6 protein-coding genes are annotated in these 16,350 nt (G+C 72.2%); 5 read left to right on the forward strand and 1 reads right to left on the reverse strand.

Translation table 11 applies throughout. The annotated features are described in order from the left end of the window. The first annotated feature begins 165 nt into the window (after nucleotides 1–165). Together ACEN9J_RS01165 and ACEN9J_RS01170 are read left to right on the forward strand one after the other, a co-directional pair. A complete protein-coding gene (locus ACEN9J_RS01165) occupies nucleotides 166–11,478 on the forward strand; it encodes a filamentous haemagglutinin family protein (RefSeq protein WP_413763058.1) in 11,313 nt (3,770 codons plus the stop codon). A 103-nt stretch (nucleotides 11,479–11,581) separates the two neighbouring features. Next, on the forward strand, nucleotides 11,582–12,208 hold the full coding sequence (locus tag ACEN9J_RS01170) for an RNA polymerase sigma factor (protein ID WP_413763059.1): 627 nt from the start codon (nucleotides 11,582–11,584) through the stop codon (nucleotides 12,206–12,208). Here the strand turns inward: ACEN9J_RS01170 and ACEN9J_RS01175 are convergent. Then, the gene (locus ACEN9J_RS01175; RefSeq protein WP_296782130.1) at nucleotides 12,205–12,990 is read right to left on the reverse strand and encodes an IclR family transcriptional regulator C-terminal domain-containing protein; all 786 of its coding nucleotides are present in this window, start codon (nucleotides 12,988–12,990) and stop codon (nucleotides 12,205–12,207) included. The genes ACEN9J_RS01170 and ACEN9J_RS01175 overlap by 4 nt on opposite strands. A gap of 200 nt (nucleotides 12,991–13,190) precedes the next feature. Here ACEN9J_RS01175 and ACEN9J_RS01180 point away from each other — a divergent pair, with 200 nt between their 5' ends. The 3 genes from ACEN9J_RS01180 to pcaB all read left to right on the forward strand — a co-directional run bounded on the left by ACEN9J_RS01180 (nucleotide 13,191) and on the right by pcaB (nucleotide 16,332). Then, nucleotides 13,191–14,105: a shikimate dehydrogenase family protein gene (locus tag ACEN9J_RS01180; protein WP_413763060.1), complete on the forward strand. Its 915-nt coding sequence runs from the start codon at nucleotides 13,191–13,193 to the stop codon at nucleotides 14,103–14,105. 26 nt (nucleotides 14,106–14,131) lie between these two features. Beyond that, nucleotides 14,132–14,965, forward strand: coding sequence for a shikimate dehydrogenase family protein (locus ACEN9J_RS01185; protein ID WP_413763061.1), 834 nt, complete (start codon nucleotides 14,132–14,134; stop codon nucleotides 14,963–14,965). 167 nt (nucleotides 14,966–15,132) lie between these two features. Beyond that, the gene (gene pcaB / locus ACEN9J_RS01190) at nucleotides 15,133–16,332 is read left to right on the forward strand and encodes a 3-carboxy-cis,cis-muconate cycloisomerase (RefSeq protein ID WP_057596429.1); all 1,200 of its coding nucleotides are present in this window, start codon (nucleotides 15,133–15,135) and stop codon (nucleotides 16,330–16,332) included. The last annotated feature ends 18 nt before the right edge of the window (nucleotides 16,333–16,350 follow it).

Below are 16,350 nucleotides of genomic sequence, written 5' to 3' on the forward strand. Positions count from 1 at the left end.
TGCGCGCGGCCCGTTCGTCTTAGCGCACCGGAAATTCAGCGCGCCGCCCCCGGTGCGCGGAACTCCACGACCTCCACTTTCGGGCAAGCACTTCTCATGAGCACACGCGGATCCCTGGGCGCAAGCACCCCATCGACCAACCAGCCGGCCCGGAGGCGCTTTCGCATGGCACCGATCGCGCGCGCCATTGCCGTGACGCTGGTCGCCAATGGCGCGCTCGCCGATGCGCAGGCGCAGCGCGCCTTCAGCGGCGCCTGGTTCGCCAACAAGACCACCGTGCAGGGCGCGGCCGCGGCCACGGGCCGGCTGCCCAACGGCATGCCCGCGTCGATGCTGACGAACCCGGCCGGACAGCAGCGCGCCAGCGACGAGCTGCGGCGCTCGATCGGCAACCTCGACATGGCGGCGCGCACCATCGCCGCCCAGCAGGCGGCGCAGGCGGCCGCGCGCCAGGCGGCGCAGAACGACGGCACAGACATCCCCGAGGGCCTCGCGCCCGGCGGGCTCGCGGTCGACACCAACAGCCTGACCGCCGGCTGGCTCAACGCCAACGCGCCGGTGCAGACGGCCGCGGGCGGACGCACCCAGGTCGACATCAAGCAGACGGCGGACAAGGCGATCCTCAACTGGGAGAGCTTCAACGTGGGCCGCAACACCACGGTGCGCTTCGACCAGGCCGGCGGTGCGTTGCCCGACGGCAGCAATGCATGGATCGCGCTGAACCGCATCAACGACCCGAGCGGCCGGCCGAGCCAGATCGCGGGCCGGATCAAGGCCGACGGCTCGGTCTACCTGATCAACCGCAACGGCATCGTCTTCAACGGCACCAGCCAGGTCAACACGCGCTCGCTGGTCGCCTCGAGCCTCGCGCTGTCGGACCAGCAGTTCAAGCTCGGCATCAACAACCCGCAGAAGTTCGACGGCCAGGGCAACGACTTCGCGATCCCGCAGTTCGGCCTGTTCACCGCGATCAAGCCCGATGTCTACGGCCCCTCGGGCTTCGTACCCGGCGAGGGCGGCGCGCCCGACCGCATGGGCGGCGTGGACCGCTTCGATCCCGGCGCGGCGCCGGGCGAGGTGCGCGTGGACGCCGGCGCGCGGCTGGCGGTCGAGTCGGGCGGCAAGGTCATGCTGTTCGCGCCCAAGGTGCGCAACGCGGGCCACATCACGGCGCCCGACGGCCAGGTGATCCTGGCGGCCGGCGAGAACGTCTACCTCAAGACGCCCTCGACCCAGGACCCGAACGCGCCGCGCGGCCTCGACGTGGCGGTGTCGGCCGTGCCGGGCTGGGCCTTCACCGGCGGTCAGGTGCAGGGCGCGCTGAAGCTCGTGCCGGTGTATGGCGACGCGAACTTCGTCAACAGCCTGCGCGACGTGGTGATGCCCGAGATGGCCGCGCGCGCCAAGTCCGTGGGCTACGAGGTGGTGAACACCGGCACCGTGCAGTCCGACCGCGGCAACATCACGCTGCAGGCGCAGGACGTGCGGCAGTCGGGCGTGCTGGCCGCGACCACCGCGCTCAACAACCGCAGCGGCTCGATCCTGCTGCGTGCCTGGGGCCTGGGCACGCACATGTACTCGGACGGCGTCGACGACCTGGTCAACTGGTCGGCCGGCACGCTCACGCTGGGCGAGGGCAGTCTCGCGCAGGTGCTGCCCGATGCGGGCGACCGCAGCGAGATCGAGGCCTCGGCGCTCGCCACGCGCTACCAGCCGGGCCGCGTGGCCCTGTACGGCCAGCTGATCGACGTGCGGCCGAAGGCGGGCGTGCTGGTGCCCGCGGGCACCATCGCGGCCGAGTCGGCGGTCAACCCGATGTTCACGCAACTGCCGTATTTCAAGCCCGGCAGCCTCGGCGACGCCAGCCGCATCTACATCGACAGCGATGCCTTCCTGAGCGTGGCCGGGCTGCAAGGCATGCAGGTCGACATGTCGCGCAACTTCGTCGAGGCCGAGCTGCGCATCAACGAGCTGCGCGATTCGCCGCTGCTGCTCGACTCCTGGCTGCGCGGCAAGAAGGTGATCGTCGACCGGCGCGCCAACGGCATGTTCGACGCCGGCCCGATGACGGGCGTGCAATGGGTGACCGGGCCCGACGGCAAGACGCTGGTGCCGGGCGCCTGGGTCGGCACGCCGCTGGCCGACGTGTCGGGCTGGGTCGGCGTGGGCAAGACCGACCTCGCCGAGCTGTCGGCGAGCGCGGGCAGCATCAACCTGCGCGCGGGCGGTGCGGTGATCACGCGCGCGGGCTCGGTGCTCGACGTGTCGGGCGGCTCGGTGCGCTATTCCGACGGCATGAACACCGCGACCAAGCTCATGGGCGCCGATGGCCGCGTGCACACGATGGACAAGGCCCTGCCCGACATCACCTACACCGGCATCGCGGGCGAGTACGCGAGCGAGCACGCGCGCTGGGGCGTGAAGGAGAGCTGGCGCTCGCCGCTGATCGGCGCCAACTACAAGGAAGCCGGCTACACAGAAGGTCGCAAGGCCGGCGACCTGCGCATCTACGCGGGCGACGCGATGGTGCTCGAGGGCGACATGCTCGGCGGCGTGGTGGCGGGCGACCGGCCGCAGGCCAAGGCCGCGGCCAGCCTCGGCGGCCGCCTCGAGCTCGGCGAGAACACGCCCGACGGCCGGCCCTGGTCGCCGGGCACCATCATCGTGAGCCACGATCCGAAGCGGCTGGCCAAGGACTTCGGCGCGCTCACCACGCTCGGCGACGATTTCTACGTGCAACTCAAGCCCGACGAGCAGGGCTCGCGCAAGCTGAGCTTCCTGTCGGACGACATGCTCAGCCGTTCGGGCATGGGCAGCATCGTGCTCAACACCATCAACGGCGACTTCGAACTCGCGGCCGGCGCGGCGCTGCAGCTCTCGCCGGGCGCCTCGCTGACGGTGGCGGGCACCGAGGGCTCGACCCGGGACATCCGCATCTTCGGCCAGATCCGCGCGCCCGGCGGGCGCATCGGGCTGTCGTCGAGCAACGGCGCGCTCGAGATCGGCGCGCAGGGCCGGCTCGATGCCAGCGGCCAGTGGCTCAACACCTGGCGCGAAGGCCCGGCCAGCGGTGCCTGGGCCATCGACGGCGGCGCGATCTCGCTCGGCGTGGCGAAGATCGCGGCCGACCCGGCGGCGGTCTTCGACGTCTCGGGCGGCGGCCGTGTCGACGTCGCGAAGAACGGCCTGCCCACGTTGCGCGTGGGCGACGCAGGGTCGATCACGCTGGTGGGCGTGACGCCCGAGCTCGACCTGGGCGCGCTCAACCTGCGCGCCTTCGCGGCCGGTTCCGCGGGCAGCCTGGTGCTCGACGTGCTGTCGCCGGTGCAGATCGGCGGCAGCGCCGCCACCGATGCCGAGACCGGCAAGCCGCTCGTGACGCTGCTGCCGCCCACGCTCTACGGCGAGCGCGGCTTCGGCCGCGTCACGGTCGCGGTGCGTGGCGAGGGCGGCATCGCGGTGCCTGAGGGCGTGACGGTGTCGCAGCAGGCCGTGAGCCTCGATCTCTCGAACTTCGACTGGCGCCAGCTGCCCGGCGGCGCCAGCCTGGCCGAGGCCGCGCCCATCGGCGTGCTGCGGCCCGAGGAGCGCGCGGCGCGCAAGAACGCGGCGCTGTCGCTGGGCACCGCCAACGGCCCGATCTCGGTCGGGGCGGGTGCGGTGGTGCGCACCGACATCGGCGGCAGCCTGTCGCTCGGCGCCGGTGGCCAACTCGGCACGGTCGACGTGGCCGGGCGCCTCGACGCGCCGGCCGGCGGCATCTCGCTGTCGGGCGGCCAGGTCACGCTGCGCTCCGGCGGCGAACTGCTGGCGCGCGGCGTGCCGCTGATCTCCACCGACAGCCGCGGCCGCCAGGTGGGGGAGGTGCGCGACGGCGGCACGGTCGACATCCAGGCCGGCGAGGTGCGGCTCGAGCGGGACGCGCTGATCGACGTGTCGGGCGCCACCGGCGAGATCGACGGCGTGGCCGACACCGGCCGCAACGGCACGCAGCTGCCGAAGCCGGCGCCGAAGATCCGGCTCGACAGCGACGGCGGCCTGATTCAGGTCAAGGGCCAGGGCCTGATCGAGAGCACGCTGGTGGGCCACGCGGGCGGCCCCGGCGGTATCGGCGGACGCATCCGGATCAACATGGATGTGCCCGTCGCGCCCGGCGGTTCGCCGCTGGAGCGCCTGAGCCAGACGCTGCAGGACCCGGACTGCTTCGGCTTCTTCGTCGACGGCGCCTGCAACAACTGGCGCCAGGGCCTGGACTACGACTGGGCGCCGGGCCTGCGCAGCTTCGGCTACGAGGTCGAGGGCACGATGATCATTCCGTCGAGCCTGCTGGCGCGGCTCTCGGAGAGCAAGGAGCTGGTGCTGTCCGACCGCCTGCCGGCGCCCGGCCCGGTCGGGGCGCTCGATCCGGCGCAGTTCGGGCTGACGCCGGCCGCGCTCGACCTGTTCCGCGACGCCATGTTCGGCGGCGACCTGCTGCGCGAGATCATGCAGAAGCCGGGCCAGGCCTTCGCGCTGACGCTGCGCCCGCGGTCCTTCGCGAACGGCGGCTTCGCCGACCTCGCGCTGGTGAATTCCTCGCAGGGGTCGATCCGCCTCGACGACGCGCACATCAGGATGGGCCGGGCGATCTCGCTGCAGGGCCGGATCCTCGGACACGCCGGCACCTCGTCGTCGCTGAGCGCGCCGCACCTCACGCTGCTGACCGTGCCGGGGCCAGCCTCGGCCTCGCTCGTGGCCGAGGTGCCCGAGGCCCAGGGCGAACTGAAGCTCGCGGGCCGGTTGATCGAGATCGTCTCGGGCAACGAGGCGGGCGTGTCGCCCGAAGGCACGGCGCGCATCGGCGGCTTCGGCCGTACGCGGCTCGAGGCCGGCGAGATCCGCATCGGCGGCGCGCTGCCCGAGCAGATCAACGACGACACCCGGTTGCAGCTGAACCTCGACGTCGACGGGCAACTGGTGCTCGCGGCCGGCCAGGTCTATCCGAGCACCGGCATGACCGGCGTGATCCGCGCCACCGGTTCGATCGCGGTCGAGCGGCTCGGCGAGCCTGGCGACGCGCCGCTGTCGGCCGGCGGCACCCTGCGCCTGGAGGCACCGACCATCGCGCAGAACGGCGTGCTGCGCGCGCCGCATGGCCAGATCGAACTGGCCGCGAGCGAGCGTCTCGCGCTGGGCGCCGACAGCCTGACCTCGGTGTCGGGCGCCGGCGTGGTCGTGCCCTATGGCACCCTGCTCAACGACGAGCACTGGCACGATCCCACCAAGGCGGTGGACGCGGCCAATCCCTCGGCCGGCTCGCTGGCCGCGCCGCCGGAGAAACGCATCACGCTGAAGTCGCCCGACGTGGCGCTGGCGCGCGGCGCGACCGTGGACATCGCGGGTGGCGGCGATCTCTATGCCTGGGAGTTCGTGCCCGGGCCGGGCGGCTCGTACGACGTGCTGAACCGGCCCGGCACCTACGCGATCCTGCCGGGCCAGACCGCCACCGCGCCGGCGAGCGCCGCCGAAGCGGGCCAGCGCGTGTGGCTCGCGGGCGGGCCGGGCCTGGCGGCCGGCTGGTACAACCTGCTGCCCGCGCGCTTCGCGCTCCTGCCCGGCGCCTTCGCGGTGCAGGCCACCGGCAAGGCCTGGGGCGGCGCGCTGGCGCCGGCCACGCTGGCCTCGGACGGCAGCCTGGTGATGCAGGGCCGCGGCGGCAATGCCTTGAGCGGCCAGCAGGACGCGCAGGCCTCGGCCTGGCGCGTGATGTCGGGCGGCACGCTGCGCAAGTACACCGAATACAACGAAGCCACGGCCAACGACTTCTTCTCGTCCGACGCCTTCAAGCTCACGCAGTACCGGCTGACCGGCCAGAACGTCGTCACGCCGCGGCTGCCGCGCGACGGCGGCGCCGTGGTGTTCGATGCCGGCAAGCGGCTCACGCTCGACGGCACGCTGCGCTCGGCGCCCGATGCGGGCGGCCGCGGCGGGCTGGTCGACATCGCGGGCGGCAAGATCGCGATCGTCGGCGCCGGCCTGGACGCGGCCGGCCTGCAGGCCGACGGCTACCTCGTGATCGACTCGGCGAGCCTGTCGAACTTCGGCGCCGGCAGCCTGCTGGTGGGCGGCAAGCGCCAGGGCAATGCGCTCGGCCTCGAGATCGACGTGACGGCCACCGACATCGTGGTGCGCAACGGCGAGGGCTCCGAGCTCAGCGGGCCCGAGATCATCCTCGCGGCCAGCGAGCAGGTGGCGATCGAGGGCGGCAGCCGGGTGCGTGCCAAGGGCGCGGGCGGCCGCGGCTCGGGCAACCTGGTGATGAAGCCGAAGGCGCCGGCGGTCTACACCGATCCCGACGGCAACCTCGACGACAACGGCGACGGCGTGATCGACGCCAGGGACGCGGCCGACGACGTGCTCACCTCGCCGACGAAGGACTGGGGCGCGCTGGTGCGCCTGGCCACCGGCGACGCGGTGCAGGTGCTGCGCCAGAACGTGGACACCACGCGCGGCGGCCTGGTCACGATCGGCGCGGGCGCGCTGGTCGATGGCGGCGCCGCGCTGCTGATCGACGCGACGCGCACCACCGAGCTCGCGAGCTCGGCGCGGATCGCCGGCGCCGACCTATCGGTGGCGGCCGGCCGCATCGGCTTCGGCGGCGGCACCGAGGGCATGGTGCTCGACAGCGGCGCGCTGGCGCAGCTCGCCAACTCGCAGCGCCTGACCCTGCGCAGCTATTCGGACTTCGACCTCTACCGTTCGCTCGACCTCGGCGCGGCCGGCCTGCGCTCGCTGACCTTCGACGGCGCCGCCTTCGTCGGCCGCGGCGCGGGCGACGTGACGATCCGCGGCGATGCGGTCACGCTGATCAACAGCGGCGGCGGCACCGGTGGCAGCGGCACCGGCAACGGCGCCTTCGCGCTCGATGCCGGCACGCTGGTGCTGGGCGCGGGCCGCAAGGACTTCACCGGCTTCGGCGCGGTCACGCTGGCGGGGCGCGACCAGATCGTCGGCGCGAGCGCGGGTGCGGTGGACACCGGCGCCGCGGCGCTGACCCTGGCCACGCCGCTCTTGACCGGCCGCGGCGGCGCGGCCCAGACCATCGCCACCCAGGGCGCGCTGCGCGTGACGGGCGGCGGTGCGGGGACGGCGACGCCTTCCGACCTGCAGGACAGCCTGGGTGCGCGCCTGACGCTCAGCGGCAAGAGCATCGACTTCGGCGGCCGCGCGGTCGCGCTCGGCGGCAGCATCGGCATGACGGCGACCGGCGGCAGCCTGGTGCTGGGCGAGGGCGCGCTGATCGACGTGGGCGGTTTCGCCAAGCGCTTCTTCGACCTGGCCGAATACGCCGACGCGGGCCGCATCGACCTCGCGGCCGTGGGCGGCGACGTCCGGCTCGAGGCCGGCAGCCGGCTCGGCCTGGCGGCACACGCGGGCGGCGGCAGCGCCGGCACCCTGGGCCTGGCCGCGTCGAACGGCGGCACCGTGGTGCTCGACGGCACCATCGCCGCGCAGGCCGGCGCCGGCGGCAAGGCCGGCAGCTTCTCGCTCGACATCGAGGCGCTGCCCGACTTCGCGGGCTTCAGCCAGCGCCTGAACGACGCCGGCTTCAACCGCTCGCGCCAGTTCCGCATCCGCCAGGGCGACGTGGTGCTCGGCGGGCTCACGACGGTCGAGGACTTCGGCCTCACTGCCGACCGCGGCAGCATCGACATCGCCGGCACCGTGGACGCGCGCTCGGCCTATGGCGGCACGATCCGCATCACCGGCGGCAACGGCGTGGCGATGCGCGAGGGCGCGAAGCTGCTGGCCGGCGCGACCGGCGAACTCGGCAGCGGCCGCGTCACGCTCGAGGCGGCCGGCGGCCGGCTCGAGCTGCGCGGCGGCCAGATCGACGTGGCGGGCAACGAGGGCGGCAAGGTGCGCCTGCGCGCGCGGCAGAACGCGGGCCACGACGAGATCGAGGTCGGCGCACTGAACGTCGCGGTCACGGGCGCGCGCTCGGCGGTGCTCGAGGGCACGAGCAGCTACGAGGCGCAGGACGGCACGGTCGATGCGATCAAGGCCGAGGCGATCGCCGATGCGCGCCGCTTCAGCGCCGCCGCCGGCGCGATCGCCGGGCGCCTGGGCACCGGGCTCGCGGTCATGCCGGGCATCGAGATCCGCAGCGCCGGCGACCTCGCGCTCAACGGCGACTGGAACCTGTTCGCCGATCTGCCGGGCGCGCGCGACGGCACGCTGACCCTGCGCGCCGGCGGCAACCTGCTGATCAACGGCCACCTGAGCGACGGCTTCGACAAGGCGGACCGCGGCGGCGTGCTGCGGCCCGGTGCCTCGTGGAACCTGCGGCTGGTGGCGGGCGGCGACCTCGATTCGGCCAACGTGCTCGCGCTCAAGCCGCTGGCCGCGCAGGCCGAAGGCAAGGGCTCGGTCGTGATCGGCACCGCCAACACGGCGCAGCCCAGCGACAGCGATCCCGCACCCGACAACGGCGCCGGCAAGCTGGTGCGCACCGGCACCGGCGACCTCGAGCTGCGCGCGGGGCGCGACCTCACGCTGGCGCACAAGGAGTCGGCGATCTACACCGCGGGCCGCAAGGACACGACGGCGTGGAGCGACTTCACCACCGCCAACCCGAACGCGAGCTACGGCGTCGACGGTGGCCACCTCGACATCGGCGTGCAGGGCAGCATCGACGCCGCGCCCGCGGGGCAGCGCTTCACCGAGTGGCTCAACCGGCAGGGCACGCTGAACGCGCAGCGCTACTTCGGCCCGTACACCAACGGCGAGAACGCCGTGGGCCCCGACGGCGTGTACGGGCCCGTGATCCATCCGACCGAGCAGTCGAGCTGGTGGATCGACTACGGCCGCTTCCAGCAGGGCGTGGGCGCGCTCGGCGGCGGCAACGTGACGGTGCATGCCGGCGGCGACCTGCGCAACCTGCTGGTCGCGCTGCCCACCAACATGCGCGTGCGCGGCGGGCTCTCGGCGGGCGAGGCGATGAGCGTCGAGATGCGCAACGGCGGCGCGATGCAGGTCGAGGCCGGCGGCGCGATCCGTGGCGGCCAGTACTACGTGGCGCGCGGCGCGGGCGAGATCCGCGCGGGCGAGACCGCCGTCGGGCGCACCGTGACCCTGAGCCGCGACGACAGCGTCGGCGGCATCACGCGCACCAGCTACGGCGTGGCGCCGGTGCTCGCGCTCGGCGATGCCACCCTGAGCCTGCGCACCGCGGGCGACCTGGTGCTGCAGACGGTGGTCGATCCGCTGCTGGTCACCTACGGCGAGGGCCTGCGCGCCGACGGGCAGCAGCTCAACTACGGCGCCTACATGAGCGGCTACACCGACCGCAGCGCGCTGAAGCTGGTCTCCACCGGCGGCGACATCCATTTCGTCAACCGCGACGAGTTCATCTTCCGCGACGTGCTGCTGCGCAGCTTCGACCGCGACACGCTGGTCGGCTTCGGCGGCAACCGCTATCCGGCGCGGCTGTCGGCGGTGGCGCTCAATGGCGGGCTGTCGATCGAGGGGCCGCTGTACGTGCTGCCGGGCACCACCAACGACGTCTCGCTGGCGGCGAAGAACGACATCCGCTTCGCCGCGCCGCTCGCGATGGCCTATGCCACGCCGGCGATGATGCCCTCGCCGACCATGCCCGCCGGTGCCGGTTCGCCCTTCAGCCAGATGAACATGGAGGACATGCTCGACAACATGATCAACTGGTCGGGCGCCTCCTTCATCAAGGACCCCTACCTGCGCAGCGTCAGCAATCCCTCCGTGCTGCCGCTGGCCGGCGACTACGAGCCCAGCCGCATCTATGCCGCGGAGGGTTCGATCTTCGGGCTCGACCTCAAGGCCAACGAGCAGACCTGGGTGCGCGCGGGCACCGACATCCGCGGCGTGCGCGTGGCGGGGCGCAACCTGCGCGCCTCCGACACCACCTTGCTGGAGGCGGGCAACGACATCCTGGCCACCGTGCGGGTGGCGGCGCTCGATCGCGACAACGGCACCGGCACCGGCCTGACCGGCAACATCGAGATGCAGGGCCCGGGCACGCTGACGCTGGCGGCCGGGCGCGACATCTACGCCGACAACCTGCAGGTGCGCACGCTGGCCAACCAGCGCTACGACCGCAACAACCGGCCGGTGCCCGATACCCAGGTCAACGGCCTGCCCGCGAACGGCGCGGCGATCACCGCCATGGCCGGGCTCAACGGCGCCGTGGGCTACGACGCCTTCGCCGCCGCCTACCTCGATCCGGCCCGCGTGGCCTCGATGCCCGACTACCTGAAGACCCGCGCGCCCGACGGCACGCAGGTGCCGATCTACCTGGTGGACCAGGTCGAGACGCGCCCCGGCGGTCAGGAGAAGACCGTGCGCCGCGGCCTGGTGTCGTACATGTTGGACATGACCGGCGAGACGCTCGCGCCGCTCGAGGCCTGGACCCGCTTCCAGGCGCTGCCCGAGCCGGCGCGCCAGCAGTTCCTGCGCCAGGCCTTCCTGCTCGAGCTGCGCGAGGCCGGCCGCGACCAGAACGAGCCGGGCACGGGCGGCCTGCCGCGCAACGGCGGCTACAACCGCGGCTACGCGGCGATCGACACGCTGTTTCCGGGCAAGGACTGGAAGGGCGACGTGGCGGCCAACACGCTGATGCTGCGCACCATGGCCGGCGGCGACATCAACGTGCTCACGCCGGGCGGCGGACTGCAGGTGGCGGCGCTCGGTGCCACCGTGCCGGCCGGCTACGGCCTGGTCACGCTGGCCTCGGGCCACATCGACATCTTCGCCAAGGACGATGTCACGGTGAACCAGTCGCGCATCCTGTCCTTCGTGCCCGAGGTGACGAAGCAGGGCAGCGACCAGATCATCTGGTCCACGGTCGGCAACATCGACGCCGGCCGCGGCGCGAAAACATTGCGCGTGCCCTCGGCGCCCGAGGTCGTCACCGACCTCGACGGCGTGACCGTGGTTCGCGAGAAGTCGGACATGAGCGGCAGCGGCATCGGCACCGTGGGCGACGGCGACGTCGACCTGGTCGCGCCCAGCGGCACCGTGAATGCCGGCGATGCCGGGCTGCGCGTGGCGGGCAACCTCAACATCGCCGCGCTGCAGGTGCTCAATGCCGACAACATCCAGGTCAAGGGCGAGACCAAGGGCCTGCCGGTGGTCGCGGCCGTGAACGTCGGCGCGCTGACCAATGCCAGCGCGGCCGCGGCCCAGGCCGCGGTGGCCGCGCAGGAGAGCCTGCAGCGCGACCGCGCCGCGGCGCGCCAGGCATTGCCCTCGGTGTTCACCGTGCGCGTGCTCGGCTTCGGCAACGAGCCGGCCGAAGGCGGCAGCCGCAACCCGCCGCCGCCCGCGGCCGGACGCGCGGGCGACAGCGCGGTGCGCTACGACCCCGCGAACCCCGTGCAGCTCGTGGGCAATGGCCGGCAGTTCGATGCCCGGCAGGTGGCCCGGCTGACCGACGAGGAACGCCGCGCCTTGCAGGGCCGGTAGGCCCCACGCCATCCGCTGCCAGCGTCCCGGCTCCCGTGAACCGGGGGCGGGGCGGCAGCGTGCCCCTTTTTCGTCAGCCGATGCCTACCGAGACGGAGCCGTCATGAGCCTGAACATCCCGTGCCGCACTGCAGACCATTCCTTGGACGACGCTTCATGTGGCGAGCCGTCCGATTCCGCGCCACGTTGCGCCGCGCTGCAGGCCATCCTGGTCGCGAACTACGAGCACCTGCGGCGCCGGCTGCTGCGCCACCTGGGCTGCCCCGACCTCGCGAGCGAATGCCTGCACGAGGCCTGGCTGCGGCTCGGCGACCTGGGCTTGGCGCACGATGTGCAGAACCCGCTGGCCTACATCCACCGCATGGCGAGCAACCTCGCCGTGGACCGGCTGCGCAGCCATCGGCCGTGGCAGTACGCGGGGGAGGAGCAGGTTGCGCTCGATGAATTGGTGGACCGGGCGCCCGGGCCTGAGTCGATTGCGGAAGCGCGTTCCGATGTGGCGGCGGTGGAGCGTGCGATCGAGCGGTTGCCGCGGCGCCATCGCGCGGTGCTGATCGCGTTGCGCATCGATGAGATGACGCGGGTGGAAGCGGCGGCGCGATTCGAACTGTCGTTGCGCAGCGTGGATACGGCGTTGCGGCAGGCGCTGGACTATTGCGCGGAGAGTGCGGGGCAAGAGGTGCTGACCGGCGTGAGCAGCTCGCGGCGCGCGCTGCGGGCAGTGGTCTAGATCAAGTTGCGCATCGCCTGCGCCGTCTCCCGCAACACCGGCAACACCCGCGCCACCGCGTCCTCCGAGCTTTCGTGCCCCATCGGCATCGTGATGTTGAGCGCGCCCACCAGCGTGCCGTGGCGGTCGCGCAGCGGCACCGCGATGCCTCGCGAGTTGAGGTCGAGCTGCTGCTCGGACAGCGCCCAGCCCTGGGCGCGGATGCGCGCGAGCTCGAGCTTCATGCGTTCCATGCTGGCGATGGTGTGCGAGGTGAAGACGGTGAGCTGGCGCGTGGCGAGCCATTCGTTGAGCTCGGTGTCGCCGCGCAGCGCGAGCATCAGCATGCCCGAGGCCGTGACCTGCGCGGGCACGCGCGCGCCGAGCACGTAGCCGGTGCTCATGCTGCGGTTGGGGCCGTTGCGCGCGATGTAGACCACCTCGTCGCCGTCCATCACGCTGAGGTAGGCGATCTCGTTGGTGCCCGCGGCCACGCGCTGCAAAAAGGGCTGCACCACGCGCGGCAACCGCGCCGATTCGAGGTAGGACTGGCCCAGCCGCAACACACGCGGCGTGAGCCAGAACAGCTTGCCGTCGCTCGCCACATAGCCCATGTGCTGCAGGGTCAGCAGGTAGCGGCGCGCGGCCGTGCGCGTCATGTTCGTGCGCTGGCCGGCCTGGCTCGCCGTGAGGCGCGGGTTGGCGTCGTCGAAGGCCTCGATGATGCTCACGCCGCGCTCCAGGCCGGCGATCCAGTCGCGCTTGTCGAGGCCGGGCGGTGCGGGTGGGTCATCGTTGCTCATGACCGGGGAGTGTGCCTGCGCCGCCGGCCGGCCGCAGCGCCCGATGGATGGGCAAAAACCCTAGGTTTGAACGATTGACGATCTAAAAAGATCGATGATCGAACGAAACGGTGATTTGGCGCCAGCAAGCTCGGGACGAAAGGACTATAAAGCCGGGCATCCAGCCTCGAAACGAGCGATTGACGAACGGAAAGACGCCCATGAGCCTCCCCATCAGCGGCAGCACGCAGGCCTACCTGATTCCCGGCGACCCGGTGCGCAATGTGCGGCTGCCGCGCATGTTCAACGCCGCCTTCGAGCGCTTCGGCATCGACGCGGTGCTGCTGCCGGTGCAGGTGCCGGTGCGCGACTTCGCGGTGTTCTTCAAGTCGGCCTTTCTCGCGCGCAATGTGCGCGGCATGGTGATCGCGCCGCCGCACAAGCCGCTGGTGGTCGACCTGCTCGAGGGCGCGGGCCTGTTCGGCCGCGTGGCCGGGTCGGTCAACGTGGTGCGCCGCACCGAGGCCGGCCAGCTCGAGGGCGATCTGTTCGACGGCGAAGGCCTGATCGGCGCGCTCGACCGCTTCGCGATTCCGTTTCGCGGCAAGCGCGTGCTGATCCTCGGCGCGGGCGTGAGCGCCGCTGCCATCGGCGTGGCGCTGGCCGAGGGCGGCACGGTCGATGGCGCCGAGTACATCGCCTTCTACGACAGCTCCGCGGGCAAGGCCGCGGGCGTGGCCGCCAAGCTCGATGCCTTCTTCGACGCCCGCGTGGTGGCGGTGGACAGCAACGCGCCCGAGGGCTACGACCTGGTCGTCAATGCCACGCCGCTGGGCCTGGCCGACGACGATGCAGCGCCGGTCGACGTGGCGCGCATGGACGGCCACGCGGCGCTGTTCGACATCCTGCTGCGCAACCAGCCCACGCCGCTGGTGCGCGCGGCGCGTGCACGCGGCCTCAACGCGCAGGCCGGCTTCGAGATGCTGATCCAGCAGATGCCGCACTACTTCGACTACTTCGGCCATGCCGATGCGGCCGCGGCGCTGCGTGCCGACTCGGACTTCCTGCGCGAGATCGTCTATCCCGACGCGATGCGCGCCGAGATCGCCACGCCGTTGCGTTACGGCGCGGCCTGAACCTCTTTTTTTATTTGGCTTCGCGCATGATTTCCGGCAAGACCACGCTCATCGCCCACCTGGGCTATCCCACCGAGGCCTTCAAGGCCCCGATGATCTACAACCCCTGGTTCGAGCAGCAGGGCATCGACGCGGTGGTGGTGCCGATGGGCGTGAAGCCCGAGGACTACGCGGCCTCCCTCGCGCAGATCTTCCGCTTCAGCAACCTGCGCGGCGCGCTGGTGACGATGCCGCACAAGGTCACGACGATGTCGCTGGTCGACGAGGTCACGCCCACCGCGCGCATCGCGGGTGCCTGCAACGCGATCCTCAAGCGGGCCGACGGCACGCTGCTGGGCGACCAGTTCGACGGCGCGGGCTTCGTGCGCGGCGTGGAGCGCAAGGGCCGGCCTTTCCGGGGCACGCGCGTGCTGGTGTCGGGCGCGGGCGGGGTGGGCTCGGCCTTCGCGGCCTCGATCGCGGCGGCGGGCGCGGCCGAGCTGATGCTGTTCGATGCGCATGCGGCCTCGGCCGAGGCGCTGGCGGGGCGGCTGCGTGAACACTATCCGCAACTGAAGGTGGCCACCGGCTCGAAGGACCCGGCGGGCTTCGACGTGATCGTCAATGCCACGCCGCTGGGCATGAAGGCCGACGATCCGCTGCCCTTCGACATCGAGCGCATCGACGCCGGCACTTTCGTCGGCGAGGTCGTGATGAAGACCGAGTACACGCCGCTGCTCGAGGCGGCGCGCGCCAGGGGCTGCGCGGTGCAGGTCGGCACCGACATGCTGTTCGAGATGATCCCGGCCTACCTCGAGTTCTTCGGCTTCGGCAGCGCGACGGCCGACGAGTTGCGCGCCAGCGCGCGGCTGAGCTACTGAGATGAAAGACAAACAGCCGGACGCAGAGGACGCGAAGGTTTCGCGAAGAACGCAAAAGGGATTCAAGAAAATTTTTGAGACCTTCTTTCGCGACCTTCGCGGAACCTTCGCGTCCTCTGCGTCCGGAAGTCCGCTCCCGTATTCGACCCCCCACATCGCCCCCTGACATGAGCATCTTCGAAGGCTTTCTCTCCACTTCCGAAACCCTGGGCGCCTTCAGCGACCGTGCCTTCGTCGATGCGATGCTGCGCTTCGAGGCCGCGCTCGCGCGCGCGCAGGCAGCCGAGGGGCTGATTCCCGAGAGCGCGGCGCACTCGATCGTCGGCAGCTGCAAGGTCGAGCTGTTCGACGTGGCCAAGATCGTGCGCGAGAGCGGCCGCGCGGGCAGCGTGGCGATCCCGCTGGTGAAGGCGCTGCGCGAAGCGGTCGGGCTCTTCAATGCCGAGGCGGCGCCCTTCGTGCACTTCGGCAGCACCAGCCAGGACGTGATCGACAGCGCGATGTCGCTGGTCACGCGCGAGGCGGTGGCGCTGATCGAGACCGACCTCGCCAAGGCGGCCGAGGCGCTGCTGCAGCTCGCGGTGCAGCATGCCGCCACGCCGATGCTCGCGCGCACGCTGATGCAGCCGGCCTCGGTCACCAGCTTCGGCTTCAAGTGCGCGGGCTGGGCCGCGCCGCTGGTACGCAGCCGGTTGCGGTTGCGCGAGGCCGCGCGCCACGCGCTGCAGTTGCAGCTCGGCGGCGCGGTCGGCACGCTGGCGCAGATGGGGCCGCAGGCGGGCGCGGTGCGCGCACGCATGGCGAAGGAACTGGGCCTGGCCGACCCCGGCGCGACCTGGCACACGCAGCGCGACGAATGGGTGGCGCTGGGTTGCGAGCTCGGTCTGCTGACCGGCAGCCTCGGCAAGATCGCGGTCGACGTCTCGCTGCTGGGCCAGTACGAGGTGGCCGAGGTGGCCGAGCCCAGCGAGCCCGGGCGCGGCGGCTCGTCGGCCATGCCGCACAAGCGCAACCCGGTGGCGTCGATGGTGGCGATCGCCGCCGCGCATCGCGCGCCGCAGCGCGTGGCGGCCTTGCTCGGCGCCATGCCGCAACAGCACGAGCGCGCGCTCGGCGCCTGGCAGGCCGAGCTCGGCGAATGGCCGCAGCTGCTGATGTCTGCGCACGGCAGCGTGCGCGCCATGGCGGCGGCGCTGCCGGGCCTGCAGGTGGATGCCGCGCGCATGCGCGCCAACATCGACCGGCTGCGCGCCGAGCTGCCGCGCGACGCGGCCGACGAATGGTTCGATCCCGCGCTGGCCGTGCGCGCCGGCGAGATCGCGCTGGCCGAGGTGAAGGCACTGCGCGCGCAACTGCTGCCCACCTGAGATTCGCAAGAACACACG

It is taken from the genome of Variovorax sp. Varisp41 (assembly GCF_047325085.1).
In the GTDB taxonomy this organism is placed as follows: domain Bacteria; phylum Pseudomonadota; class Gammaproteobacteria; order Burkholderiales; family Burkholderiaceae_C; genus Variovorax.